Origin of the sequence: Streptomyces sp. NPDC059906 (assembly GCF_042730645.1) — a bacterium.
Classification (GTDB): domain Bacteria; phylum Actinomycetota; class Actinomycetes; order Streptomycetales; family Streptomycetaceae; genus Streptomyces; species Streptomyces rubrogriseus.
Genome location: NZ_JBHWKU010000022.1, coordinates 45,775 through 66,215 on the forward strand (window position 1 = coordinate 45,775; position 20,441 = coordinate 66,215).

General features: G+C 70.5%; 21 protein-coding genes and 1 riboswitch. Of the genes, 12 read left to right on the forward strand and 9 right to left on the reverse strand.

Annotated elements, in window-relative coordinates; translation table 11 throughout:
- Nucleotides 1-141 precede the first annotated feature (141 nt).
- The gene (gene hisC, locus ACFV9J_RS28190) at nt 142-1,221 is read right to left on the reverse strand and encodes a histidinol-phosphate transaminase (RefSeq protein WP_385358545.1); all 1,080 of its coding nucleotides are present in this window, start codon (nt 1,219-1,221) and stop codon (nt 142-144) included.
- Nucleotides 1,222-1,639: 418 nt separating this feature from the next.
- On the opposite strand from hisC, the gene ACFV9J_RS28195 reads away from it, so the two are divergent.
- The 3 genes from ACFV9J_RS28195 to ACFV9J_RS28205 all read left to right on the forward strand — a co-directional run bounded on the left by ACFV9J_RS28195 (nt 1,640) and on the right by ACFV9J_RS28205 (nt 5,291).
- Nucleotides 1,640-2,752, forward strand: a complete 1,113-nt coding sequence (locus ACFV9J_RS28195; RefSeq protein ID WP_003975000.1) for a LacI family DNA-binding transcriptional regulator — start codon at nt 1,640-1,642, stop codon at nt 2,750-2,752.
- A gap of 377 nt (nt 2,753-3,129) precedes the next feature.
- On the forward strand, nt 3,130-4,236 hold the full coding sequence (sppA, locus tag ACFV9J_RS28200) for a Ser/Thr/Tyr protein phosphatase SppA (RefSeq protein ID WP_385358547.1): 1,107 nt from the start codon (nt 3,130-3,132) through the stop codon (nt 4,234-4,236).
- A gap of 182 nt (nt 4,237-4,418) precedes the next feature.
- Entirely contained in the window at nt 4,419-5,291 is an 873-nt protein-coding gene (locus tag ACFV9J_RS28205) for a hypothetical protein (protein ID WP_385358550.1), read from the forward strand.
- 24 nt (nt 5,292-5,315) lie between these two features.
- On the opposite strand, the gene ACFV9J_RS28210 is transcribed toward ACFV9J_RS28205, so the two are convergent.
- The gene (locus tag ACFV9J_RS28210; protein ID WP_385358552.1) at nt 5,316-6,764 is read right to left on the reverse strand and encodes a VWA domain-containing protein; all 1,449 of its coding nucleotides are present in this window, start codon (nt 6,762-6,764) and stop codon (nt 5,316-5,318) included.
- A gap of 79 nt (nt 6,765-6,843) precedes the next feature.
- A complete protein-coding gene (gene thiC / locus ACFV9J_RS28215; protein WP_109029127.1) occupies nt 6,844-8,664 on the reverse strand; it encodes a phosphomethylpyrimidine synthase ThiC in 1,821 nt (606 codons plus the stop codon).
- A riboswitch (TPP riboswitch) is annotated at nt 8,657-8,846 on the reverse strand. It overlaps the preceding gene by 8 nt.
- A 71-nt stretch (nt 8,847-8,917) precedes the next feature.
- Here thiC and ACFV9J_RS28220 point away from each other — a divergent pair.
- Nucleotides 8,918-10,513 carry a YibE/F family protein gene (locus ACFV9J_RS28220; RefSeq protein ID WP_385358555.1) on the forward strand — a complete coding sequence of 532 codons (1,596 nt, stop codon included), beginning with the start codon at nt 8,918-8,920 and terminating at the stop codon, nt 10,511-10,513.
- Between the two features lie 49 nt (nt 10,514-10,562).
- On the opposite strand, the gene ACFV9J_RS28225 is transcribed toward ACFV9J_RS28220, so the two are convergent.
- The 4 genes from ACFV9J_RS28225 to ACFV9J_RS28240 form a co-directional block, all read right to left on the reverse strand.
- Nucleotides 10,563-11,000, reverse strand: a complete 438-nt coding sequence (locus tag ACFV9J_RS28225; RefSeq protein WP_003975006.1) for an SsgA family sporulation/cell division regulator — start codon at nt 10,998-11,000, stop codon at nt 10,563-10,565.
- A gap of 100 nt (nt 11,001-11,100) precedes the next feature.
- Nucleotides 11,101-11,826 (reverse strand): IclR family transcriptional regulator, encoded by a 726-nt coding sequence (locus tag ACFV9J_RS28230; protein WP_385358557.1) that lies wholly within the window; start codon nt 11,824-11,826, stop codon nt 11,101-11,103.
- Nucleotides 11,827-12,143: 317 nt separating this feature from the next.
- Nucleotides 12,144-12,356: a DUF5326 family protein gene (locus ACFV9J_RS28235; RefSeq protein WP_003975008.1), complete on the reverse strand. Its 213-nt coding sequence runs from the start codon at nt 12,354-12,356 to the stop codon at nt 12,144-12,146.
- 141 nt (nt 12,357-12,497) lie between these two features.
- Entirely contained in the window at nt 12,498-12,815 is a 318-nt protein-coding gene (locus ACFV9J_RS28240; RefSeq protein WP_003975009.1) for a cupin domain-containing protein, read from the reverse strand.
- Nucleotides 12,816-12,874: 59 nt separating this feature from the next.
- Between ACFV9J_RS28240 and ACFV9J_RS28245 the strand changes: the two genes are divergently transcribed.
- The 6 genes from ACFV9J_RS28245 to ACFV9J_RS28270 all read left to right on the forward strand — a co-directional run bounded on the left by ACFV9J_RS28245 (nt 12,875) and on the right by ACFV9J_RS28270 (nt 17,526).
- Nucleotides 12,875-13,252 (forward strand): phage holin family protein, encoded by a 378-nt coding sequence (locus tag ACFV9J_RS28245; protein ID WP_385358559.1) that lies wholly within the window; start codon nt 12,875-12,877, stop codon nt 13,250-13,252.
- 5 nt (nt 13,253-13,257) lie between these two features.
- The gene (locus tag ACFV9J_RS28250; RefSeq protein ID WP_385358561.1) at nt 13,258-13,752 is read left to right on the forward strand and encodes a low molecular weight protein-tyrosine-phosphatase; all 495 of its coding nucleotides are present in this window, start codon (nt 13,258-13,260) and stop codon (nt 13,750-13,752) included.
- The gene (locus ACFV9J_RS28255) at nt 13,749-14,927 is read left to right on the forward strand and encodes a cystathionine gamma-lyase (protein WP_385358564.1); all 1,179 of its coding nucleotides are present in this window, start codon (nt 13,749-13,751) and stop codon (nt 14,925-14,927) included. The genes ACFV9J_RS28250 and ACFV9J_RS28255 overlap by 4 nt, the downstream gene beginning before the upstream one ends.
- 195 nt (nt 14,928-15,122) lie before the next feature.
- Nucleotides 15,123-16,028: a LysR family transcriptional regulator gene (locus ACFV9J_RS28260; RefSeq protein ID WP_385358566.1), complete on the forward strand. Its 906-nt coding sequence runs from the start codon at nt 15,123-15,125 to the stop codon at nt 16,026-16,028.
- A gap of 70 nt (nt 16,029-16,098) precedes the next feature.
- Nucleotides 16,099-16,581, forward strand: coding sequence for an NUDIX hydrolase (locus ACFV9J_RS28265; RefSeq protein ID WP_356866453.1), 483 nt, complete (start codon nt 16,099-16,101; stop codon nt 16,579-16,581).
- Nucleotides 16,582-16,659: 78 nt separating this feature from the next.
- On the forward strand, nt 16,660-17,526 hold the full coding sequence (locus ACFV9J_RS28270) for a GNAT family N-acetyltransferase (RefSeq protein ID WP_385358568.1): 867 nt from the start codon (nt 16,660-16,662) through the stop codon (nt 17,524-17,526).
- A gap of 46 nt (nt 17,527-17,572) precedes the next feature.
- Here the strand turns inward: ACFV9J_RS28270 and ACFV9J_RS28275 are convergent, their stop codons facing one another.
- Nucleotides 17,573-17,992 carry a heme-binding protein gene (locus tag ACFV9J_RS28275; protein ID WP_385358570.1) on the reverse strand — a complete coding sequence of 140 codons (420 nt, stop codon included), beginning with the start codon at nt 17,990-17,992 and terminating at the stop codon, nt 17,573-17,575.
- 125 nt (nt 17,993-18,117) lie between these two features.
- Nucleotides 18,118-19,332 (reverse strand): MFS transporter, encoded by a 1,215-nt coding sequence (locus ACFV9J_RS28280; protein ID WP_385358572.1) that lies wholly within the window; start codon nt 19,330-19,332, stop codon nt 18,118-18,120.
- A 140-nt stretch (nt 19,333-19,472) separates the two neighbouring features.
- On the opposite strand from ACFV9J_RS28280, the gene ACFV9J_RS28285 reads away from it, so the two are divergent.
- Nucleotides 19,473-19,937, forward strand: coding sequence for a MarR family winged helix-turn-helix transcriptional regulator (locus ACFV9J_RS28285; RefSeq protein WP_385358573.1), 465 nt, complete (start codon nt 19,473-19,475; stop codon nt 19,935-19,937).
- A gap of 46 nt (nt 19,938-19,983) precedes the next feature.
- Nucleotides 19,984-20,436, forward strand: a complete 453-nt coding sequence (locus ACFV9J_RS28290) for a GNAT family N-acetyltransferase (RefSeq protein ID WP_385358575.1) — start codon at nt 19,984-19,986, stop codon at nt 20,434-20,436.
- Nucleotides 20,437-20,441 lie beyond the last annotated feature (5 nt).

Sequence of the window (20,441 nt, forward strand, 5' to 3'; positions counted from 1 at the left end):
CAACAATTATCCCCTCCTTTTTTTCCCCCCCGGGCGGGGGGGCCCCGTTGTCCTAAACCCCACCTTCCAACCCCCGCGCTCTAGCTACGGGGGGGGCGGCCCCCCCCCCCCCCGCGCCTCGTCGTCCCGCCCCGTGTGGGGCTACAGCTCCTTGCGGAACTCCTCCGACACCTTCAGGAAGATGTCGTTCGCCTCGCTCTCCCCGACCGTCACGCGCACGCCCTCGCCCGCGAAGGGGCGGACGACCACGCCGGCCTGCTCGCAGGCGTTCGCGAAGGCGAGCGTGCGCTCCCCCAGCCGCAGCCAGACGAAGTTGGCCTGGGTCTCCGGCACCGTCCAGCCCTGCGCGCGCAGCGCGTCGGCCACGCGGGTGCGCTCGCACACCAGCGAGCCGACCCGGCCGATCAGCTCGTCCTCCGCGCGCAGCGAGGCGATCGCCGCCTCCTGCGCGATCTGGCTGACCCCGAAGGGCACCGCGGTCTTGCGCAGCGCCGCCGCCACCGGCTCGTGGGCGATCGCGAACCCGACCCGCAGTCCCGCCAGGCCGTAGGCCTTGGAGAAGGTGCGCAGGACGCAGACGTTGGGCCGCTCACGGTAGAACTCGACGCCGTCCGGGACCTCGGCGTCCCGGATGAACTCGCGGTAGGCCTCGTCCAGGACGACCAGCACGTCGCTCGGCACCCGGTCCAGGAACCGCTCCAGCTCGGCCCGCCGTACCACCGTGCCCGTCGGGTTGTTGGGGTTGCAGACGAAGATCAGCCGGGTGCGGTCGGTGATCGCGTCCGCCATCGCGTCCAGGTCGTGCACCTCGCCCGGCGTCAGCGGTACCTGCACGGACCTCGCGCCGCTGATCTGCGTGATGATCGGATACGCCTCGAACGAACGCCAGGCGTAGATCACCTCGTCGCCGGGGCCCGAGGTCGCCTGGATCAGCTGCTGGGCCACACCCACCGAGCCGGTGCCGGTGGCCAGGTGGGCCAGGGGCACCCCGAAGCGGTCGGACAGCTCGGCCATCAGCGACGTACAGGCCATGTCCGGGTAGCGGTTGAAGGAGGCGGCGGCGGCCGTCACCGTCTCCATCACTCCCGGCAATGGCGGGTAGGGATTCTCGTTGGAGGACAGCTTGTAGGCCACCGGACCGTCGGCCGCGGCGGGCTTGCCCGGCTTGTAGGTGGGAATCCCCTCCAGCTCGGCGCGCAGCTTGGGGCTCGTCTCGCTCACCGCAGTCCTCCTCGTGACCACCACCGGCATCGAATACTTCTCACCTTATGAGGATTCACCGCCGCTGCGTACAGGCGGGAGGGACGGACGGGGTGGGGCAGACCTCGTCCGTCACACCGGCATCAGGGGCATCAGTGCACGAAGGCGCACGATTCGGGGGGCGCGCCGCACATATATCTACGCGCCGGTGGCTCACGCCGTGGCGCGCATCCCTCGTGCAGGTGAGTTGAGACCTCTTCGCAACATCCGCCACCCCGCAGGCACTCACTGGTCAACGCGCCAGGTAATGGGGTGAGTGGGCCCAACTAGCTTACTTTCCAAGGCTGTTAAGCTTTGATGATCTTGCAGAAACGTGACTGTCAACGCGTGCATATGCGTCCGCACTACCCCACCCCATGAGCCCTACTATCGGCTCGCCATGACAGCAGCAGGGAAGCACCAGGTGAGCCGCGCGGAAACCTCACGTCGAGGCAGCCGGCCGGGCCGGGCGGGTATCAGGGACGTGGCCGCCGCCGCCGGAGTATCCATCACTACCGTCTCCGACGCCCTCAACGGCAAGGGCCGACTCCCGGATGCCACCCGGCGCCATGTGCGCGAGGTCGCCGACCGACTGGGCTACCGGCCCTCGGCCGCCGCCCGCACGCTGCGCACCGGAAAGTCCGGACTCATCGGCCTGACCGTGACGACGTACGGGGATGAACCTTTCACCTTCACCGAATTCGCGTACTTCGCCGAGATGGCGCGCGCCGCCACGTCCGCCGCGCTCGCCCGCGGCTACGCCCTCGTCATCCTCCCGGCGACCTCCCGACACGACGTGTGGTCCAACGTCGCGCTCGACGGCACGGTCGTCATCGATCCCTCCGACCACGACCCGGTCGTCAGCGAACTGGTCCGCCAGGGCCTGCCCGTCGTCTCCGACGGCCGCCCGGCCGGCTCACTGCCGGTCACCGCCTGGGTCGACAACGACCACGAGGCGGCCGTGCTCGGCATCCTCGACCACCTCGCCGACGCCGGCGCACGCAGGATCGGCCTGCTCACCGGCACCACGACCGACACGTACACCCACCTGTCGACCACCGCCTACCTGCGCTGGTGCGAGCGCGTCGGCCAGGACCCGGTCTACGAGGCCTACCCCGCGCACGACCCGTGCGCCGGCGCGGTCGCCGCCGACCGGCTGCTCGCCCGCCCCGACCGGCCCGACGCCGTCTACGGACTGTTCGATCCGAACGGCACCGACCTGCTCGCCGCCGCCCGCCGCTACGGTCTGCGCGTCCCCGAGGACCTGCTGCTGGTCTGCTGCAGCGAGTCCACCGTGTACGCCAGCACCGAGCCTCCCATCACCACCCTGTCGTTGAAGCCCCGCCGCATCGGCACCGCCGTGATCCAGGTCCTCATCGACGCGATCGAGGGGCTGCACTCCGACCAGCCGGTCGAGCAGGTGATACCGACCGAACTGATCGTGCGTACCTCGTCACAGCGGCGCCCGCCGCGTACGACGGTCAGCCCGCCGCGGTCGCCGGAGGGCGAGTAGGGCGCGTCCGGCGTCCCCCGGGGCGCCGGACGCGGGACCGGGTCGCGGCCGTACGCGCGACCCGGCCGGTGCGGGGTGCGTGGAGGAACAGCGGAGAACGGCGGGCCACGACAACGCGGAACGACGGCGAAACAGGGCGGCGAGGGCCACACCCGGCACGCCCGGAACACGGCAGGACCACGTCCGGAACACGGCCGGGCCAAGGCTGCGGACGGGCGAAGCCGTGCCCAATCGGGGCGAAAGCCGCAGCGAACCGGAGTCCTGGCCCGATTCACCACCCCTGGGTCATCACACAGCGCGATCCGCATTCCTATGATGGGCCCACACACCGCGGGCCGCTGCGACCAGGCAGTCCGAAGCGGTGCAGACGCGGCGCGATGGTGGAGGGGTCGATGACTCAGGGGGCCGGTCAGGGACCCGAGGTGGAGCGGACGGCGACGGTGCGCGACTTCCGGGTACCCGCGTACGTCCACGAGACCGCTCCGTACGCTGCCCCCGGCATGCCCGCGGGCGAGTCCGCGCCGCCCTCCGAGGAGGGGCTCGAGGAGGCCCTGCCCGAGGGCTACACGCCCACGCAGCGCGATCTGCCCGTCATCCGCCGGGGTGACACGGTCCAGGTCGCGGTCGACCCCGTACCGGCGGCGGTGCAGCAGTCCGCGACCGGGCAGGGGCCCCTGTTCGTCGTCGGCGACGTGCACGGCTACCTCGACGAGCTGCTGGCCGCCCTGCGGGAGAAGGGCCTCGTCGACGACGCCGGCCAGTGGTGCGCGGGCACCTCCCGGCTGTGGTTCCTCGGCGACTTCACCGACCGCGGCCCGGACGGCATCGGCGTCATCGACCTGGTGATGCGGCTGTCCGCCGAGGCCGCCGCGGCCGGCGGCTACTGCAAGGCGCTGATGGGCAACCACGAGCTGCTGCTGCTCGGCGCCAAGCGGTTCGGCGACACGCCCGTCAACTCCGGCGCGGGCACCGCCACCTTCCAGGCCGCCTGGCTGCTGAACGGCGGCCAGAAGACCGACATGGACCGCCTGCAGGACCACCACCTGCAGTGGATGGCCCGCCTCGACGCCATGGAGGAGGTCGACGACCACCTCCTGGTCCACTCGGACGCCACCACCTACCTCGACTACGGCCGCTCCATCGAAGAGGTCAACGACACCGTCCGCGAGACGCTCACGCGCAACGACGCGGAGGAGGTGTGGGACCTGTTCCGCAAGTTCACCAAGCGCTTCTCCTTCCGCGACGAGGGCGGCGCCGACGCCGTGCGCTCACTGCTTGATACGTACGGCGGCACCCGGATCGTTCACGGCCACAGCCCCATCCCCTATCTGCTGGGCGAAGTCGGCTCCGAGGACGGCGAGGACGACACCCGCACCGTGGTCGAGGGACCGCACGTCTACGCGGACGGCCTGGCCATCGCGATGGACGGCGGCGTGACCATGGCCGGAAAGCTGCTGGTCCAGCAACTTCCGCTGGGCGCCTGACCCTTCACCGGACGGGTTTTCCGGCAGTACCGTCCGTACAGACCGGCACCCAATTTCTGGAAACCCCCTGTCACCCTCCACCGTCACCGCTCTACCATCGGCTTATCCGTAGCAGGCTCCCCTCCGTTTCTGCCCGACGGCTCGTTGGCATGCGAGCCCCAAGCCCTACGGAGCATCGGGGGATGCACATGAACAGCGTTCCGCAGCACCTGCCGAGCGAGGACCGCCAGGAGTACGAGCGGATCCTCGACGAGGCGCTGCGCTCCGCACCACACCGCCCGGAGCTGGCCGCTGTCGGTCAGCGGCTCAACTCCGAACAACTGCGCACCATGGCACTCAACGCCACCGCCCTCATCACGGCGGCGGCCACGACCGAGTACCAGCACTACGTGAAGGTCCGCGAGGAACTGCGCCACCCGGCGTCCTCGGGCCCGTCGCCCGCCACGCGCGAGTCCGGCTCCCAGGAGCAGGGCCCGAGTGCGGGGGGACTCGCCGCCACCATGGGCGAGATGGCCGAGGCGACCGGCGCGGGGGCCGTCGCCGTGGTCGCCGTCCTGGCGCCGGTCCTGGCCGGCACCGCCGCGGCGATATTCCTGCTGGTCGGCTATCTCCTGAAGATGCTCGACCCGGGGCAGACCTTCGCGCAGACCATGCTCACCACGGGATGGGTGTTCGGCGCCGTGACCGCGGTGGCGATCCTCGTCGCCGCGGCGGGACTGCTGCTCACCGCGCTGCGCAACCGCCCCTCGGCCGAGTCCGGCTTCTACAGCGCACACGACGAGGAGGTGGCCCGGGCCAGGGACGCCTGGCACGAAGCCCTGCTGGAACGCGGCATACTGCCCTTCCTCCGGGAGGCGCTCAGCGACCCGGGCGCGGCGGCACTGCGCCGCACGGAACCGGCGGCCCCGGGCAGCAGCCGTATGCCGCACCTGGGCTACGGCCGTCCCGGGTTCACCAGCCCCGACGGCGGCCCCGACGCGGGCCCGCGTCCGAGCTACTCGAGTCCGGACTACAGCAGCCCGGACTTCGGTGGCCCGGAACGCCGGACCGAATAGCCACCGGCACGGGCGGGCAGCGGTTCAGAGGATGCCCGCCCGGCCGGCGGCAGTGATCCAGGACGGGAACTCGGACAGCAGACGGTCGTACAGCTCCGGGTCCGGTACGGTGCCGATGTCGTCGACGGCGAAGAAGCCGACGTTGTCGACGCGACGCCCCGGCAGGGTGTCGAACCGCTCCAGCACCCCGTAGTTGGAGCGCCCGAGCCCGACGAACTGCCAGAAGACCGGTTCCTCCACCGCCTCCCGCAGCTCCCGCTCGATCTCGGCGTTGCGGTAGACACCGCCGTCGGAGAAGAACAGCACCAGGGTCGGGACCGGTGCCGGGTCGGCCCGGACGAAGGCGCGGACCTCCGCGATCACCTTCTGCTCCTCGTTCTGGATGCCGACCGCCCGCATGTCGACCTGCTCGGGGTGCAGGCCCTTCTTCCTGCCCCGCCGGAACAGGCTGATCTCCCCCACCCGCACGTGCAGCCGCAGCCACTCGGGCAGATCGCCCAGGCGCAGGTCGGGCAGGCGCGCCGGGTTGGAGGCGAAGGTCCAGGCCTGCATCTCCCCGTCGTCGTCCAACTGCGCGGCGACGGCGGCCATCCGCTCCACGACGTCCCCGACGACACCCTTGGAGTAGAGGAAGGACATGGATCCGGAGGCGTCCAGTACGAGGACGACGCGCGCGGTGATCCCGGCCGCACCGTGCTTGCTCAGGCTGACCGCGACCTGCTCCTTGCGCAGGGAAAGCCGCTTGCGCATGTCCACGGGGAGGCGCTCCTCGCCCTTGGTGAGCCGGGGGCCGGCGGTGGCCGGGGCCTGGGACGGGGTCGGTGGCGGTGGCGGTGGCGGTGGCGGTACGGCCGTCGTCGGCGGGGCGGGCACCGGAGGAGCCGTCGGCGGGACAGTGGCCGGGGGAGCGGGCGCCGCCGGGGGAGCGTCGTCGTCCACGGTGATGCCGAAGTCGGTCGCCAGTCCCGCCAGCCCGGAGGCGTACCCCTGTCCCACCGCACGGAACTTCCACGTCCCTCCGCGCCGGTACAACTCACCGCCGACCAGCGCGGTCTCCGTGCCCGCCGTGATGTCGAACCGGGCCAGTTCGGCCCCGGTCGCGGCGTCCAGCAACCGGAGCGACAGCCCCGGAACCCGGCCGAAAGCACCGCCGTCCGCCGAGGCGCACAGGACGATACGTTCGACCGCCGCCTCGACGGCACGCAGATCCACCTCGACGGCATCGGTCGTGAGACCCCCGTTCGCGCCGGGGCCGACCCGCTTGCCCAGGTGGCCCACCGCGCCGGACGTGTGGCGGGGTTGGTTGTAGAAGACGAAGTCACCGTCGTCCCGCACCCGCCCGGCCGAGGTGAGCAGCAGGGCGGAGGCGTCGACCTCGGGGACGCCCGGACCGGGGGACCACACGAGTTCGGCACGCACCGCGGGGGAGTCGACGGCGACGTTGGCACCCTTGCTCAGAGAGGTGGCTGTCATACACCCAGTCTGCCGAGCAGGAACCCCCGGCGGGGAGAGGACCGGCCCTGCGGCCTGTCCCCCTCCCGCGCCGGTTCGCTCAGTCCGCGATCGGCAGGTACACCCGGTTGCCCGCCGCCGCGAACTCCTTCGACTTCCGCGCCATGCCCTCCTCGATCTCGCCCTTGCTGCCCCCGTGCTCCCGGCGAATGTCCTGCGAGATCTTCATCGAGCAGAACTTGGGCCCGCACATGGAGCAGAAGTGGGCCGTCTTGGCGGGCTCGGCCGGCAGTGTCTCGTCGTGGAACTCCCGTGCCGTGTCGGGGTCGAGGGCCAGGTTGAACTGGTCCTCCCACCGGAACTCGAACCGGGCGTCGGACAGCGCGTCGTCCCACTCCTGTGCACCTGGGTGACCCTTGGCGAGGTCGGCGGCATGGGCGGCGATCTTGTAGGTGATGACGCCGGTCTTGACGTCGTCACGGTTGGGCAGGCCCAGGTGTTCCTTGGGCGTGACATAGCAGAGCATGGCCGTGCCCCACCAGGCGATCATCGCGGCACCGATGCCGGAGGTGATGTGGTCGTACGCCGGCGCGACGTCCGTCGTCAGCGGGCCGAGCGTATAGAACGGAGCTTCATCGCAGATCTCCTGCTGAAGGTCGATGTTCTCCTTGATCTTGTGCATCGGGACATGTCCCGGGCCCTCGATCATGGTCTGTACGTTGCAACGCTTGGCGATCCGGTTGAGTTCCCCGAGCGTGCGCAGCTCGGCGAACTGCGCCTCGTCGTTGGCGTCCGCGATCGACCCCGGACGCAGGCCGTCGCCGAGGGAGTAGGTGACGTCGTAGGCGGCGAGGATCTCGCAGAGTTCCTCGAAGTTCTCGTACAGGAACGACTCCTTGTGGTGCGCCAGGCACCACGCCGCCATGATCGAGCCGCCGCGCGAGACGATGCCCGTCTTGCGGTTCGCGGTGAGGGGTACGTACGGCAGGCGCACGCCCGCGTGGACCGTCATGTAGTCCACGCCCTGCTCCGCCTGTTCGATGACGGTGTCCTTGTAGATCTCCCAGGTCAGCTCCTCGGCGCGGCCGTCGACCTTCTCCAGGGCCTGGTAGAGCGGCACGGTTCCGATGGGAACGGGGGAGTTGCGCAGGACCCACTCGCGGGTGGTGTGGATGTTGCGGCCGGTGGAGAGGTCCATGACCGTGTCGGCACCCCACCGGGTCGCCCAGGTCATCTTGTCCACCTCCTCCTCGATGGAGGACGTCACCGCCGAGTTGCCGATGTTGGCGTTGACCTTCACCAGGAACCGCTTGCCGATGATCATCGGCTCGATCTCGGGGTGGTTGACGTTGGCGGGCAGCACGGCACGTCCCGCGGCGATCTCCTCGCGGACCACCTCCGGGGAGACGTTCTCCCGGACGGCCACGTACTCCATCTCCGGGGTGATCTCGCCCCGTCGCGCATAGGCGAGCTGCGTGACCGCGTTGCCGTCCCGGCCCCGGCGCGGCTGGCGCGGGCGGCCGGGGAAGACGGCGTCGAGGTTGCGCAGGCCGCCGCGCGGCGAGGTGTGCTTGATTCCGTCGTCCTCGGGCCGGACGGGGCGGCCCGCGTACTCCTCGGTGTCGCCGCGGGCGATGATCCAGTTCTCCCGCAGCGGTGCGAGGCCCCTGCGGACATCGGTGTCGACGAGTGGATCGGTGTACGGGCCCGAGGTGTCGTACAGCGTGACCGACTGCCCGTTGGTGAGGTGCACCTGACGGACCGGCACCCGCAGATCGGGGCGTGAGCCCTCGACGTACGCCTTGTGCCAGCCGATGGACTTCCCGGCCTCCGTGTTCTCCGCGGTGTCCGTGTTCTCCGCGGTGTCCGCCTGGGCGGTGTTCTGCGTGGAGGCAGGCGTGCGTGCGTCCTTGATGGTCATGAGACCTACTCCCTACGCCGGCATTACCCGGTAACAGGTTCGGCGGTCGACGCAGCGGCTTCCGTCCGTCGACGCTTCGTGGGATACGTCACTCGACTTCGGTGACGTTTCCCGTGAAACATCGCTGGGACGGAGGTCAGCGCCCTCTCAGCCCGGTGCTCCGAGCTCCCGCGTGTACAAAGGTGCCCCCACGCTAGCGCCCATTCGGGCGCGGTGAACAGAGGGCCCCCCTCGTTCTTGCGATGATCGGGCGGTGACCACACCGCAGCCCCCCTCCTTTCCACCGCGTCGGCCCCGCCGCGGACCGAACGCCGAAGAGGGCGACGGCCGGGCGGCCGGCCACGTCCCCGGCGTCGCTGCCGAGACGAACGCCGGCAGACATGAGACGGGTTACGGACACGATGCGGACCACGGGCACGGCACGGGCGGAGGACACGACTCGGGCGGCGGACACGGTGCGAGCAGTGGGCACGATGCGGGTGGTGGGCACAGTGCGGGTGGTGGGCACGGTGCGGGTGGTGGGCACGGTGCGGGCAGCGGGCACGGGCACTCGCACGGGCACGGACCGGCGGCTCCCGTCTCCCGGCATCTGCGGAAGGTCATCGCCGCGATCCTGATCCCCTTCACCGCGGCCGTCCTGGTCGGGCTCGCGGTGCTGTGGCCGGGCGGCGCACCGCCGCACGAGCGCACCGGCGTCGGCTTCGACCGGCAGACGCAGCAGGCCACCGTCACCAAGGTGGTCGAACTGAGCTGCCAGTCCGTCAACGCCTCGGGCGGTGTCCCGACCGGCGACACATCCACCGCCGAGGGTTCCTCCGCGGTGCAGCAGGCGACGGGCGACTGCAAGCGGGCGACCATCCGCGTAGACACCGGCGACGACAAGGGCCGCACGTTCGAGGAGATCGTGCAGCCGGACCAGTCACGGCAGTTGCACGAGGGGCAGAAGGTGGTGGTCGCCTACGAGCCCTCCGCGCCGAAGGACCTGCAGTACTCGGTGACCGACATCAACCGCCGGCTCCCCCTGGCCCTGCTCGCCGGCATCTTCGCCCTCGCCGTCGTGGTCGTCGGACGGCTGCGCGGGCTCATGGCGCTGGTCTCGCTGGCCATCAGCTTCCTGCTCCTGAACTTCTTCATCCTGCCCGCCATCCTGCAGGGCTCGAACCCCCTGGTCGTGGCGGTGATCGGGTCCAGCGCCATCATGCTGATCGCGTTGTACCTGTGCCACGGGCTGTCGGCCCGCACATCCGTGGCGGTGCTCGGCACCCTGATCTCGCTGCTGCTGATCGGCGTGCTCGGGTCGCTCTTCATCGGCTGGGCCGCGCTCACCGGCAACACGGACGACAACACCGGCCTCATTCATGGCCTGTACCCGTCCATCGACATGAGCGGTCTGCTGCTCGCCGGGGTCATCATCGGTTCGCTCGGTGTCCTCGACGACGTGACGGTCACCCAGACGTCGGCGGTGTGGGAACTGCACGAGGCCAACCCGACGATGGGCTGGCGCGGCCTGTACCGCGCGGGCATCCGCATCGGCCGCGACCACATCGCGTCGGTGGTGAACACGCTCGTCCTCGCCTACGCGGGCGCTGCGCTGCCCCTGCTGCTGCTGTTCTCGATCGCGCAGAGCGGTGTGGGGACCGTCGCCAACAGCGAGCTGGTCGCGGAGGAGATCGTGCGGACGCTGGTCGGCTCGATCGGTCTGGTGGCCTCCGTGCCGGTCACCACCGCCCTCGCCGCCCTGGTCGTGTCGGCGGACCGGCCGGCCGGACGACCGGCCCAGGTGGCGACGGCGGGTGGCGGGGCCAGTGCCCCGGCCCGTGGCGGGCGGGGCCGTCGCCGCAAGCGCTGAGGCGTCCGGCGAAGCGTTACGCCAACGACCGCACGGCTGCCGGAACGGTTCAGCCCGCGCTCTGTTCCTCCGCCAGGATGCGGTCCAGGGCCTCGTCGAGGTGGCTGTCGAAGTCGGCGAGCGCGCCCTCCTGGCCCAGCGGCACCAGCTTGTCGGTGCGGTCGAGGAAGGCCACCAGGGGCGCGGCGGAGGAACGGAACAGTGCCTGGTCGCTGCCGACCTGAAGTCGGATCAGCACCTCGGCCAGCGGCTCGGGCTCCACCGGTGCGATGCGCACGTCTCCGTCGCCGCACGGCCGGCCCACCCCGTCGACCAGCAGCTCCCGGCCGAAGGCCCAGGTCACCGGCGCGTCTCCGGGCAGGTGAAAGGTCAGGCGTACGGCATAGGGATCCCGGGTCTCGTAGCGCAGCTCCACCGGGATGCGGAAAGAGAGCTCCTCGGACACGAGAAAGCTCATCATGACCTCTGCCTGTACGGACTCGCCCATTCGCCTACCCCGTCATTCGCCGTCGACTGTCCGGGAATCAAACCTCTAACACTGGTGGCATCTTGCTCAACGTACACACCAGATCACAAGGAGTGAGTTTTCAGATACTGATAGAGAGCGCGAGCGACCCCAGACGCCGCCCCACCTCGTGCTGCAACCGCTGAGCGGCGGGGAGCAAACGGTCCGCCTGGTGGAGGGGCAGTGAGATGGCCATCGTGGCGGCCGTGGTGCCTACGGTGATCGGGATCGCCGCGCAGACCGTCCCCAGCGCGTACTCCTGGCGCTCGGTCACCGGCGCCATCCGTCGCATGCGTTCCAGCCGCTTCAGGAGACTGTGGCCGTCACGCACCGTGTACGGCGTGAGGGGCTGCACCGGGTAGCGGTCCAGGTGGTCGCGGCGCGCGTCGTCGTCCAGCTGGGACAGCAGGCACTGCCCGATGGCGTGTGCGTGTCCCGTCTCCCGGAAGTCCGCCCATTCCTCGACCGCCGGAGTGCCCGGGGTGTCGGAGACGCACATGACCTCGATCTCGCCGTCCCGGTACATGGCGTAGTACACGGGGACGCCGATCGCGTCGCGCCAGCGCGCCATGGTGTCGACCACCGTGCTGCGACGTTTCTCCTCGGCCCCGCTGCTGCTCAGCCGCTCGGCGGCCGCACCGAGGAAGAACAGCCCCTTCTCCCGACGCAGATAGCCCTCGTGCACCAGGGTGCGCAGCAGGTGGTACGCCGTGGGCAGCGCCAGCCCCGTCTCGCGGGCCAGCTGTTTGGCGGGGGCTCCGTACTCGTGCTCCGCGACGCGTTCGAGCAGGCGCATCGCCCGCTGCACGGAGCCGATCAGAGTCGCGGACGGCGGGTCGGCCGAGGGCGGCGCGGGGGGTGTCCGAGACGTCGGGCAGGGCTGCACGGGAAGGGCGTGCAGCTGAGCGAATGCGGTGTCAGCCGTGGCCAAGGATCACTCCCGGAACGCGAGGTGGCAGCCCGTGCGGTGAACACGGGTGGGGTGTGCGCCGTTCGCGGAGTCGCCCCCGCGTGGAGTTCCGGACTCTAACCGTCGGTCACCGCTCACCGACGGTCCGTCCGGGAAACTTCCCTCGCCCGAGGGAACCGGTGGTTCCTGTTACCGCCACCGGTGTCCCACGTCTCTCACCAGTCGCTGCGCGACGACGAGCTCGACATGAACTTGCGTACGACGTAGATCAGTCCGCCGACGAGCGCGACGAAGACCAGCAGCTTGAACAGCAGTCCGACCACGAACCCGACCACGCTGGCGATCAGCCCGCCGAACACGACCAGGGCGATGACCGGCACCGCGATCCACTTCACCCACCACGGCAGTCCCGTGAAGATCTCTCGCATCGCCCTTGCCTCACCTTTCGGGGAATCCTGTGAATCCTGTGATGTCCTGCCCTCGATGCTAGAGCGGCGAGCGCCACGGCAGGGGCCCCGCACCCCTTGTCTCCCCCTGACCGATCCCCTAGGGAACCCCGGGGTCGCCTCTCAGCTCTCCGGCGGAGAGAACACCACCAGGACCCGCAGGTCCTCGCTGATGTGATGGAACTTGTGGGCGACGCCGGCCGGCACGTAGACCACGCTGCCGCGGGCGACCTGGGTGGTCTCCATGCCCACGGTGATCGCGGCCCGTCCGCTCACCACGAAGTACACCTCGTCCTGCGCGTGCGGCTTCTGCGGGTCGGTCGTGCCCGCGTCGAGGGCGTACAGACCGACCGACATGTTCCGCTCCCGCAGGAACTGCAGGTAGGCACCGTCGTTGGCGGCGCGTTCCGCCTCCAGTTCGTCCAGCCGGAATGCCTTCATCGACTCGTCCGCCCCTGCCTCGCCGTTCGTGTCCGATCGCGTCTGCCACGATCAGACACATGAAGAATTTCCTAGTCAAGACGATCGCCAACGCCGGCGCCCTCGCCGTCGCCGTGTGGCTGCTCGACAAGATCACCCTGACCGGGGGCAGCACCGGGGAGAAGGCCCTCACGCTGATCGTGGTCGCCCTGGTGTTCGGCCTGGTCAACATGGTCGTGAAGCCGATCGTGCAGGTGCTGACCTTCCCCCTGTTCATCCTGACCCTCGGCCTGTTCACGCTGGTGGTCAACGCGCTGATGCTGCTGCTCACGTCGTGGGTGGCCGACAAGCTCGACCTGAGCTTCCACGTGGACGGGTTCTGGACCGCCGTCCTGGGCGGCCTGATCGTCTCGGTCGTCTCCTGGGCCCTCAACGCGTTCCTGCCCGACGGGGACTGATCCCGATGACCTACCGCGTCTGTTTCGTGTGCACGGGCAACATCTGCCGTTCCCCGATGGCCGAGGCCGTCTTCCACGTGCGCGTGGAAGACGCCGGACTCGGGGGCCTCGTGGAGGCCGACAGCGCAGGTACCGGCGGCTGGCACGAGGGAGAGGGCGCAGACCCGCGCACCGAGGCCGTGCTGGCGGACCACGGTTACGACCTCGACCACGCGGCCCGGCAGTTCCAGCAGTCCTGGTTCTCCCGCCTCGACCTGGTCGTCGCCCTCGACGCCGGTCATCTGAGGGCCCTGCGGCGCCTCGCCCCCACGGAGCGGGACGCGGCCAAGGTGCGCCTGCTGCGGTCGTACGACCCCGCGGTCGCGGGCGGTGACCTGGACGTCCCGGACCCGTACTACGGGGGCCGGGACGGCTTCGAGGAATGCCTTGAGATGGTGGAGGCGGCGAGCACCGGACTGCTCGCCGCGGTACGCGAGCAAGTGGAAGGAAGGGCGGCATGAGCGATTCCGCTACCACCGACAGCGCCGGTACGGGCGTGGAGAGATCCGCTTCCGCTCCCGGTGACGGCACACGCGCGGTGCGGGCCGGGCTGCCCGAACCGGTCAAGCACGAGCCCACCCTGCCGGGCCCGGTGTTCGCCGCCCACTTCCACCTGCCGGGGGACCCGACCGGGCCGTACACCTACGGCCGCGACGAGAACCCGACCTGGACCCGTCTCGAGAGCGCCATCGGCGAGCTGGAGGCGCCCGGAGAAGCCGGCGTGGAGACACTCGTCTTCGCCTCGGGCATGGCCGCGATCTCCTCGGTGCTCTTCTCGCAGCTGCGCGCCGGCGACACGGCCGTCCTGCCCGACGACGGCTACCAGGCGCTGCCGCTGGTCCGCGCGCAGCTGGAGGCGTACGGCATCGAGGTGCGCACCGCGCCGACCGGCCGGGACGCGCAGCTCGACGTCCTGGACGGGGCGAAGCTGCTGTGGATCGAGACGCCGTCGAACCCGGGGCTCGACGTGTGCGACGTACGGCGGCTCGTCGAGGCGGCGCACGCGGGCGGTGCCCTGGTGGCCGTCGACAACACCCTCGCCACCCCGCTCGGGCAGCGCCCGCTGGAGCTCGGCGCGGACTTCTCGGTGGCCAGCGGAACCAAGCAGCTCACCGGTCACGGAGACGTCCTGCTGGGCTACGTGGCCGGCCGCGACGCCGGGGCGATGGCCGCCGTTCGGCGCTGGCGCAAGATCGTCGGTGCGATTCCCGGCCCCATGGAGGCCTGGCTCGCGCACCGCTCGATCGCCACCCTCCAGCTGCGCGTGGACCGGCAGGACTCCACCGCGCTCAAGGTGGCCGAAGCCCTCCGCACCCGGCCCGAGATCACCGGCCTGCGCTACCCCGGGCTGCCCGACGACCCGTCCCACAAGGTCGCCTCACAGCAGATGCTGCGCTACGGCTGTGTGGTCTCCTTCACGCTGCCCTCGCGCGCGCGTGCCGATCGTTTTCTCGACGCGCTGCGCCTCGTCGAGGGCGCGACGAGCTTCGGCGGGGTGCGCTCCACGGCGGAGCGGCGCGGGCGCTGGGGCGGCGACGCGGTGCCGGAGGGCTTCGTCCGGCTCTCCGTCGGCGCGGAGGACCCCGACGACCTGGTGGCGGATCTGCTGCGCGCGCTGGACGAAACGACGGAATGACATCGACGGACGGTCCGAGCCTCCCCCCTCGTGGCTCGGACCGTCCTCCGGTTCCGCGCGCGAAGAACCGCGCGCACAAGGCTAGTTGACTGAGTGTCAGTGTCCAATCACCCTAGCGACAGCGACCTATCGACTTATTTATAGTTGGGCACGAGCGGGGGCTGGAGAAGAACAGAAGAGGGGACGGGTTTTTCCGTGGATCTGGCCTTGCTCCGCACCTTCGTCACCGTGCACCGGGCCGGTTCCTTCACCCGCGCGGCAGCTCTGCTCGGCCTCTCGCAGCCCGCCGTCACCTCGCAGATCCGCACTCTGGAGCGTCAGCTCGGCCGTCCGCTGTTCCTTCGGCAGGCCCGCGGCGTGACCCCGACGACCATCGGCGACGAACTCGCCCACAAGGCCGCACCGCATCTCGACGCCTTGGTGGAAATCGCCGAGACCGGGCTGGAGGACGACTCCTCCCTGCGGACCCTGCACCTGGCCGGACCGCCCGAGTTCACCGCCGAACGGGCGCTGCCCGCGCTCGGCGGGCTCACCGGCGAGGACGACCAGGCCTTCGCCCTGCGCGCCTCGTTCGGAAACGCCGAGGAGACCCTGGAGGGCCTCGCGGCCGGGCATCACGATCTGGCCATCGGCACGGCTCGTCCACGCGGGGCGCTGCTCACCGCGACTCCGCTCTGCGACGAAGTGCACGTCCTGGTCGCCACGCCGCACTGGGCGGAGCGCGCGGGCGTCGAAGACGTCCGCGACACCGATGCTTCCGCCCTGAAACACGTCCCCGTGGTCGAAGTGCACGAGTCACTGCCCTTCGTCGCCCGTTACTGGGCCTCCGTCTTCGACGCCCGTCCGGCCGCCCCGGCCACGGTCGTCGCCCCCGACCTGCGTGCTGTTCTCGCCTGCGCGATCGCGGGCGCCGGGCTCGCCGTCCTGCCGCGCTATCTGTGCGCGGAGGCGCTGGAACGCGGTGACGTCGTCGCCCTGCACGATCCGCCGGTGCCGCCGCTGCGGACGTATTTCCTGGTGGTGCGCACCGGCACGTTGGCGATGCCGCACATCGCCCGCGCCCACGAGTGGTTGCTGCGCGCGGCCGCCGACTGGAACTGAGCCGGCGGACTCACGAACCGGTCGCGTCCCACGATGTTTCACGTGGAACCAGCCGGGCCACATTTCTCCCATGACCGTCCGACCCGTGGTCAAGCGCACCGCTCGCGCCGTCCTGCTGGACGGCGACCACCTGATCCTGATCAAGCGGACCAAGCCCGGCGTCGACCCCTACTGGGTCACTCCCGGCGGCGGGGTCGAGCCGGACGACACCACCGTCGTGGACGCCCTGCACCGTGAGGTGTACGAGGAACTCGGCGCCAAGATCAGCGACGTGGTGCCCTGCTTCGTCGACACCGTCGAGCACATCGGCGAGGACGGTGGCGCGACCGGGGTGAAGGTGCAGCACTTCTTCGTCTGCCACCTGGAATCCATGGACCCGTCCCTGCGGCACGGTCCCGAGGTCGATGAGCCGGCCGGTGAGTACGAGATCGTCCGGGTGCCGTTCACCCGGGTCGGGATCGCCTCCGTCCACCTCGTACCGCTGTCCCTGCGGCACTACCTGGACGGCAACATCGAAGGTGTGCGTGCCCTGCACGCCCCCGACCTCGGCTGAAGCGACTTGGCCGAAAGCTCTCAGGTTCCACCGGAAAGAGGTGGACGCGGGAGGCCGCCGTCGGACAGCCTGACCTGCGTGCCGACACCTTTCCTCGCCTCTGCTCCGATCCGCCGTCTGACGCTCCGCGATCTCACCGCCTGCGCCGACCTGTCCGAGGACCGGGGGTGGCCGCGGGAGGAACACAAGTGGGGGTTCCTCCTCACCGCCGGAAAGGGGTACGGCATCGACGACCCCGGCGGCGGTCTCGTCGCCGCCTGCACCGTCACCGAGTACGGACCGCAGGAACGCCCCTCGCTCGCCGCCATCGGCATGGTGCTGGTCGCCGAGCAGCACGCGCGCCAGGGCGTCGGACGCCGTCTGATGCGTCACATCGTCTCCGGGCTGGGCACCCTTCCGCTGACCCTGCACGCGACGCCGTACGGCCGGCCGCTCTACGAGGAGCTCGGCTTCAAGGTGACGGGCGGGGCGGAGATGGTGCGGGGCCGTTTCGTCCCGGGCGGGCCGGAACCGAAGACCGTCACCCGCGCGGCCACCGCCGAGGACCTCGCCGCGGTTCTCCGGCTCGACGAGGAGGTCTTCGGTGCGGACCGCACTCCCATCGTCACGCGGCTGCCCGCCTTCGCCGACCAGTTGCGTGTCGCCGAGGAGGACGGCCGGATCATCGGGTACGCAGCGGCCTGGCCGAACATGGACACCCACGTGGTGGGCCCGCTGATCGCCCGTGACACCGAGACGGCCAAGGCACTGATCGGCTCGCTCGCCGCCCGTACCGATCGACCGCTGCGCACGGACATCGACGTACGGCACGAGGAGCTGCTGGCGTGGGTGAAGGAGCGCGGCCTCTCCAGCATCGCCCCCAACGCGGTCATGACCTACGGGATCACCGAACTGCCCGGGGACTGGACCCGGCGCTTCGCGCCGCTGACGGTGGCGGCGGGCTGACTTTGGCGGCGCCGTCCGTCGGGCGGCCGCTGCCGTCGCACGAGGGTCAGGCGAGCGCCCGCACGGCGGCCGAGGCGAAGCCGTGGTCCTGGTCGGGTGCGCCGCCGCCCACCCCGATCGCTCCGATCAGTCGGCCCTCACGGTGCACGGGCACGCCGCCCGCGAGGAACAGGAGCGGCCGGTCGAGGGCGGTGGGCAGGGTGTGGAAGAGGCCTCCGGGCTGCACTGCGTCGACGAGGTAGGCGGTGGGAGCGTTCAGCTGGAGTGCCGTGTAGGCCTTGCGCGTGCTGGTCTCACCGGAGATCAGCACGGCCCGGTCGTCACGCCGGAAGGCGAGCAGGTGGCCACCGGCGTCGAGGACGGTGACGCTGACCGTGACACCGGCCGCCTCGGCGGCGTGGTGAGCCGCGGTGACGAGCGCTTCGGCGTCCCGGGTCGTCAGCGGGGTGACAGCGGTGGTGCTCATGGGTCTTTCTCCTTGGTCGTGCCGAGTGGTGCGGTGCCTCGGTGGTCGCCGAGGCGGTGGTGGCCGCGGGGGGCGGGGACGGCCCTGGCCCCGCACGTCCCGGGGCCGGGGTCGGTGGTCGGTGGTCAGTGGTGGACGGCGGCGGCCCGCTGCTCGGTGGAGGAGACGGAACCCGCGACGACCGTGCCCGGAGCGCTCCCGCGCCGTTCCAGGGCGGCCGAGAGGACGGCGAGGACCAGCGCGGCGGCGGCGAGCACGGCGCCGACCCAGTTGGGGGCGGTGTAGCCGAAGCCGGCCGCGATCACGACCCCGCCCAGCCAGGCGGAGAGCGCGTTGCCGAGGTTGAAGGCGCCGATGTTCACCGCGGAGGCCAGCGTCGGGGCGCCGTGCGCGTGGTCCAGGACGCGCTTCTGCAGCGGAGGGACGGTGGCGAAGCCCAGGGCCCCGATCAGGACGATGGTCACGGCGGACGCGAACTTGTCGTGCGCGGTGAGGGTGAAGAGGGCGAGTACGACGGACAGGGCGCTCAGGGAGATGTACAGCATGGGCATCAGGGCGCGGTCGGCGAACCGGCCGCCGACGAGGTTGCCGCCGACCATGCCGAGGCCGAAGAGGACCAGCAGCCAGGTGACCGAACCGTCGGCGAAGCCCGCGACGTGGGTCATCATCGGCGCGATGTAGGTGATCGCCGCGAAGACCCCGCCGAAGCCGAGGACGGTCATGGCCATCGCGAGCAGGACCTGGACGTTCTTGAACGCGGCCATCTCGTGGCGCAGCCGCACGCCCTCGGCCCTGGGCATGTCGGGGACCAGCTTGGCGACGCCGGCCAGGCCGACGACACCGAGCGCGGCGACGACGGCGAAGGTGACGCGCCAGCCGGCGGTCTGCCCGATCAGCGTGCCCAGCGGGACGCCGACGACGTTGGCGACGGTCAGTCCGGTGAACATCATCGCGATGGCGCCGGCCTTCTTGTGCGGTGCGACCAGACCGGCCGCGACGACGGATCCGATCCCGAAGAAGGCGCCGTGGGCGAGCGAGGCGACCACACGGCCGATCAGCATGACCGAGAAGGCGGGGGCGAGGGCGGAGAGCAGGTTGCCGACGATGAACAGGCCCATCAGCAGCATCAGCATCCGCTTGCGCGGAACCCTGGTGCCGAGCACGGTCATCAGCGGGGCGCCGAGCATCACACCGAGCGCGTACCCGGTCACCAGATAGCCGGCGGTGGGGATGTCGACCCCGTAGTCGCTCGCGACCTCGGGCAGCAAACCCATGATCACGAACTCGGTCGTTCCGATCCCGAAGGCCCCGATCGCGAGGGCCAGAAGCGCGAGAGGCATGGAGGGGTACACCTTCCCAGACAATTGCAGGAGCGCTTTGCGTTCGCTCACAATAATTGCACACGCGGGCAATATGCAAGCGCTGACAATCGCGTGACTGGTCTACCCTGGTCTCAGCCGCTCCTGGACGGAGGATCCACATGACAGCGACGGACCCCGCGCTCACCGCCCTCTCCCAGGGCTGGTGCGCCCTCTCCCTGCTGCACGGGAGGATCGAGGCACACATCGAGCGCGCGCTGCAGGCCGGGCACGACCTGAGCGTCCGCGAGTACTCCCTGCTCGACGTGCTCAGCCGCCAGCACGACGGCGACGGGGGGCATCTGCAGATGAAGCAGGTCGCCGACGCCGTCGTCCTCAGTCAGAGCGCGACCACCCGGCTGGTCACCCGGCTCGAGGACCGTGGCCTGCTCGAGCGCTACCTGTGCCCCACCGACCGGCGAGGCATCTACACCAACGTCACCGCGGCGGGCCTGCAGCTGCTCGGCGAGGCGCGTCCCACCAATGACGCCGCCCTGCGCGAGGCCCTCGACGAGGCTGCGGCGAACCCCGATCTGGCCCCGCTCGTCCGGGCCGTGGAAACCCTGAAGGCACCGGTGCCCGCCTAGGGCCTGTCCGGACAACCGGGCGCCGGCCCGGTTCTAGAGTGCAGGCATGGGAGATCTCGAAATACGCCCGACCACCGCCGAGGACATCCCGGCGGTCGTCGCGATGCTCGCCGACGACCCGCTGGGCGCACGGCGCGAATCACCGGACGACCTGGGCCCGTATCTGGCCGCCTTCGAACGCCTCAGGGTTGATCCGAACCAGCATCTGGTGGTGGCCGTCCGCGACGGTCGTGTCGTCGGCACGCTCCAACTGACGATCGTCCCCGGACTGTCCCGGCGCGGCGCCACCCGTTCGATCGTCGAAGGGGTACGCATCCACCGTGACGAACGCGGCAGCGGGCTGGGCACACAGCTGATCGAGTGGGCGATCGACGAGTCCCGGCGGCAGAGCTGCCACCTGGTGCAACTCACCTCCGACAAGACCCGTACCGACGCCCACCGCTTCTACGAGCGACTCGGCTTCGAAGCCTCGCACACGGGCTTCAAACTCCAGCTCTGAGAGCA

Excerpts from the sequence above, each read along its gene's own strand:
- ACFV9J_RS28240 (WP_003975009.1), bottom strand. The coding sequence starts at position 12,815 with ATGAAGGCATTCCGGCTGGACGAACTGGAGGCGGAACGCGCCGCCAAC.
- ACFV9J_RS28245 (WP_385358559.1), top strand. The coding sequence starts at position 12,875 with ATGAAGAATTTCCTAGTCAAGACGATCGCCAACGCCGGCGCCCTCGCC.
- ACFV9J_RS28210 (WP_385358552.1), bottom strand. The coding sequence starts at position 6,764 with ATGACAGCCACCTCTCTGAGCAAGGGTGCCAACGTCGCCGTCGACTCC.
- ACFV9J_RS28250 (WP_385358561.1), top strand. The coding sequence starts at position 13,258 with ATGACCTACCGCGTCTGTTTCGTGTGCACGGGCAACATCTGCCGTTCC.
- ACFV9J_RS28275 (WP_385358570.1), bottom strand. The coding sequence starts at position 17,992 with ATGAGCACCACCGCTGTCACCCCGCTGACGACCCGGGACGCCGAAGCG.
- ACFV9J_RS28225 (WP_003975006.1), bottom strand. The coding sequence starts at position 11,000 with ATGGGCGAGTCCGTACAGGCAGAGGTCATGATGAGCTTTCTCGTGTCC.
- thiC (WP_109029127.1), bottom strand. The coding sequence starts at position 8,664 with ATGACCATCAAGGACGCACGCACGCCTGCCTCCACGCAGAACACCGCC.
- ACFV9J_RS28255 (WP_385358564.1), top strand. The coding sequence starts at position 13,749 with ATGAGCGATTCCGCTACCACCGACAGCGCCGGTACGGGCGTGGAGAGA.
- ACFV9J_RS28205 (WP_385358550.1), top strand. The coding sequence starts at position 4,419 with ATGCACATGAACAGCGTTCCGCAGCACCTGCCGAGCGAGGACCGCCAG.
- sppA (WP_385358547.1), top strand. The coding sequence starts at position 3,130 with ATGGTGGAGGGGTCGATGACTCAGGGGGCCGGTCAGGGACCCGAGGTG.
- ACFV9J_RS28265 (WP_356866453.1), top strand. The coding sequence starts at position 16,099 with ATGACCGTCCGACCCGTGGTCAAGCGCACCGCTCGCGCCGTCCTGCTG.
- ACFV9J_RS28280 (WP_385358572.1), bottom strand. The coding sequence starts at position 19,332 with ATGCCTCTCGCGCTTCTGGCCCTCGCGATCGGGGCCTTCGGGATCGGA.
- ACFV9J_RS28235 (WP_003975008.1), bottom strand. The coding sequence starts at position 12,356 with ATGCGAGAGATCTTCACGGGACTGCCGTGGTGGGTGAAGTGGATCGCG.
- ACFV9J_RS28290 (WP_385358575.1), top strand. The coding sequence starts at position 19,984 with ATGGGAGATCTCGAAATACGCCCGACCACCGCCGAGGACATCCCGGCG.
- ACFV9J_RS28195 (WP_003975000.1), top strand. The coding sequence starts at position 1,640 with ATGACAGCAGCAGGGAAGCACCAGGTGAGCCGCGCGGAAACCTCACGT.
- ACFV9J_RS28285 (WP_385358573.1), top strand. The coding sequence starts at position 19,473 with ATGACAGCGACGGACCCCGCGCTCACCGCCCTCTCCCAGGGCTGGTGC.